This is a genomic window from Micromonospora sp. NPDC047707, assembly GCF_040704235.1.
Lineage (GTDB): Bacteria > Actinomycetota > Actinomycetes > Mycobacteriales > Micromonosporaceae > Micromonospora.
The window spans coordinates 1-3291 of the sequence record NZ_JBEYSU010000111.1; the positions used below are offsets into that span (position 1 = coordinate 1).

The window sequence follows — 3291 nt, forward strand, 5'->3', positions numbered from 1 at the left end:
TCTGCCACCCGGACAGCCTGGCGACGCCGTACCGCCCGGACCAGCACCCGCACGGCGTGTCCTCACGAGGCAAACGTTCCCTGACGCGGCACTAGGTGCAGGCTTACCGTTGAGGTATGAGCAACCAACAGATCCCGACGGTTAGCGCCCGGGTGCCCGACGCGTGCACCTTGTCGACGGCGGTACGGCCGCTGCGGCTCGCTGAGTTTGATCAGTTTTTCCGGGACGCGGTGCGGGGTGTCTACAGGCTGTCGGCGCAGCACCTACGGTTGCAGCTCGACGGCGGTGCGCAGGTCGAGGAGACGGCGCGGGACCTAACGGCTCGGGAGTCGTCTTGCTGCTCGTTCTTCGCACTTGAGCTCTCCCGGTCCGGCCCGAATGCGCTGGCGTTGGACGTCCGGGTACTGGCGGCACACGTGAACGTGCTCGATGCCCTCGCCGAGTGGGCTGCGTCTGTCCGGGATCAGGGAAGAGCGGTTCGGGACTGCGTAGCGGCCAGCTGGCCGATGCTGCCGGGGTGAACATGCAGACGTTGCGCTACTACGAGCGTCGTGGCCTGCTCGCCGCACCGCAGCGATCGCCGGGTGGGCATCGGCTGTACCCCGCCGAGTCGGTCACCCTGCTGCGGGGTCATCAAGACCGCGCAGCGTCTCGGCTTCACCCTCAACGAGGTCGCCGACCTGCTCGACGCCGGCCGCCACCGGCACGGCGGCCGGCCGGACAGCGGCTTACAGGCACGGGCCAGGGAGAAGCTCATCGAGGTGGAGCGGAAGTTGGCCGACCTCACGGTCATCCGTGACACCCTGCGGTCTGCCATCTCGGCCGGTTGTGACGACCTGGTCGCCTGCGCCGGTAGCTCCTGCTGGCCTCTGCCCTTCGCCGAACTGGTCGACGGAGACGATCGTGCCGACACCTGATGACCGGCCGCGCCGTCTCCTGCCCTCCGGCATGACGGGACTCGCGGGAGCCGCCTGCGCCGCCTGTTGCGCGCTGCCGGCGCTGCTGGCCGCCGGGATACTCGGCGGTGCGGGCTGGGTCGCGGTAAACCGTTTCCTGCCCGGCGTCGCCGTCGCCCTGGCCGTGCTCGCCGGCCTGTCCTGGTGGTGGGCCAGCAAACGCCACCACACCGCCGGCTACTGCTCCTGCGGCCAACCCGACCAGCACGACCGCGAGCTGATCCCGCTACAGGCCGACGCATGACGATTGCCCGCGCGATCCTGCTGTTTCTGCTCGCTGCGCTCGCCGAGATCGGCGGCGCCTGGCTGGTGTGGCAGGGCTGGCGGGAAAACCGAGGGCTGCTGTGGATCGCGGCCGGAGTCATCGCGCTCGGGTTCTACGGCTTCGTCGCCACCTTCCAACCCGACCCGAACTTCGGCCGCATCCTCGCCGCCTACGGCGGGGTCTTCGTCGCCGGCTCCCTGGCCTGGAGCATGGTCGTCGACAACTTCCGCCCCGATCGCTACGACCTGATCGACGCAGCCCTCTGCCTCGTCGGCGTCGCGGTCATCATGTACGCCCCACGCAGCGGCTAGTTCTAGAACTGCCGGAGGTTGTTGACACTTTGGGTCTCTGATCGTTGGAGACTTGGTGCCCCCATCGCTCGAACAGCAGCAGGATCGCCAGGCCCGGCGGCGGCTGGCGATCCTGCGTCACGCGGAAGAGATCAGCGGCAACGTGGCAAAAACGTGCCGCTACTACGGCATCAGCCGCACCCGGTTCTACATCTGGCAGCGCCGCTTCCAGGAAGAAGGACTTGCGGGGCTGCGCGACCGCTCCAGCCGGCCGCATCACAGCCCGAGGGCCATCCGTGCTGACATCGTCAACAAGATCGTCTACCTGCGGCAGAACTACCACTTCGGCCCAGTGAAGATCCAGATGTACCTCAAGCGATACCACGACCTGGAGATAGGCCACTCCGCGATCTACAACATCCTCAGACGCCTGGGCCTGAATCGGCTACCCGCCTCCCAGCGATACCAGCGCCGAGAGAAGCGCTACAAGCGCTACGAAAAGCAGCTGCCCGGCAACCGGGTCCAGATCGACGTCAAGTTCATCGAACCCATCGGCCTACCCAAGACCGCCGACGACGTCACCACCCGCCAGCTGCCCAAGCAGCGCAGACGCGCCCAGTACTACCAGTTCACCGCCATCGACGACTGCACCCGGCTGCGCGTCCTGCGGATCTACCCACGCTGCGACCAAAAGACCGCCATCCAGTTCCTGGACTACGTCCTGCAACGCCTGCCATTCCGCGTCGAGGTCGTCCACACCGAACACTGCGCCGAGTTCCAGTCCAGCTTCCACTGGCACGTCCTCGACAAGGGCATCCAGCACGTCTACATCAAGCCTCGGACACCGCGGCTCAATGGCAAGGTGTGTGAAGACTTATCTCGGTGCTGCACCGGGCCGGTCTGACCCCGGCCAAGGTGTGACCACGGTGTCCTGCGTTCGATTTGTCGGCCGGCTCCGGTGCAGCACCGTGGTGCGCACCGGCCAGGCGGAACTGACCTGATAGGAGCTTGGACTAGAAGCCCCGTCACAGACTTGTCGCCCGCCCGGCCGGTTCGCTCCATCCGTCAGATCAGCCACACGGAGGAGCACATCCAGCATGACAACCCAGTCGGCTATCGAGCGAGCAGCTGTTGCCGTGATCGGCGGCGTCGACACCCACAAGAACACCCACTACGCGGCCGCGGTCGACGACCACGGCCGCCTGTTGGGCCATCGGGAGTTCGCCGCCAACGACCGCGGCTACGCCGACCTTCTGGCGTGGGTTCAGGAACACGGCGAGGTAGTCGCGATCGGGGTCGAGAGCACCGGCTCCTTCTGCGCGACCCTGACTCGGTTCCTCACCGTCCGGGCGATTCGCGTGGTCGAGGTCAACCGGCCGAACAGGCTGGCGCGGCACATGGACGGCAAGTCCGATCGGCTCGATGCCGAGCAGATCGCTCGAGCCGTGCTCGGCCAGACATCGACGGCCACCCCGAAAGCAAAGTCCGGCCTGATCGAGGTGATCCGGACCCTGCGGGTGACTCGTTCCAGCGCGGTCAAGGCCCGCACCAACACGTTCAACACGCTGTGGGGCGTCATGATCGGGGCACCCTCACCGTTGCGCGACGAACTCGTCGTGCTGAGCAAGAAGACGCTGGTCAACCGGTGCCTGCGGCTGCGGCCGGAGTCGGAGGACCTGCTCGGTCTGGCAGCCGACCCAGGCCGGCTACTGATGGCCGGGGTCAAGACCGCCCTACGCGACCTGGCGCGCCGCTGGAAGCAGCTCGATGATGAGATCAA

The 3291-nt window shown here is 66.9% G+C and carries 6 protein-coding genes and 1 pseudogene; all 7 read left to right on the forward strand.

The genetic code is table 11. The features are described from left to right. The first annotated feature begins 116 nt into the window (after window positions 1-116). Window positions 117-521 carry a hypothetical protein gene (locus AB0873_RS32055; RefSeq protein ID WP_366604501.1) on the forward strand — a complete coding sequence of 135 codons (405 nt, stop codon included), beginning with the start codon at window positions 117-119 and terminating at the stop codon, window positions 519-521. Between the two features lie 2 nt (window positions 522-523). Next, window positions 524-568, forward strand: a pseudogene (locus AB0873_RS32060) (hypothetical protein); the annotation flags it as partial. Between the two features lie 16 nt (window positions 569-584). After that, the gene (locus AB0873_RS32065) at window positions 585-917 is read left to right on the forward strand and encodes a MerR family DNA-binding protein (RefSeq protein ID WP_366604503.1); all 333 of its coding nucleotides are present in this window, start codon (window positions 585-587) and stop codon (window positions 915-917) included. Further along, a complete protein-coding gene (locus AB0873_RS32070) occupies window positions 904-1200 on the forward strand; it encodes a hypothetical protein (protein ID WP_366604504.1) in 297 nt (98 codons plus the stop codon). Before AB0873_RS32065 ends, AB0873_RS32070 begins: the two co-directional genes overlap by 14 nt. Continuing rightward, a complete protein-coding gene (locus tag AB0873_RS32075) occupies window positions 1197-1532 on the forward strand; it encodes a YnfA family protein (protein ID WP_366604506.1) in 336 nt (111 codons plus the stop codon). Before AB0873_RS32070 ends, AB0873_RS32075 begins: the two co-directional genes overlap by 4 nt. A gap of 55 nt (window positions 1533-1587) precedes the next feature. After that, window positions 1588-2415, forward strand: coding sequence for a helix-turn-helix domain-containing protein (locus AB0873_RS32080; RefSeq protein WP_366604507.1), 828 nt, complete (start codon window positions 1588-1590; stop codon window positions 2413-2415). Between the two features lie 193 nt (window positions 2416-2608). Further along, window positions 2609-3291 (forward strand): transposase (locus AB0873_RS32085; RefSeq protein ID WP_366604509.1); only part of this gene is annotated, 683 nt, incomplete at its 3' end.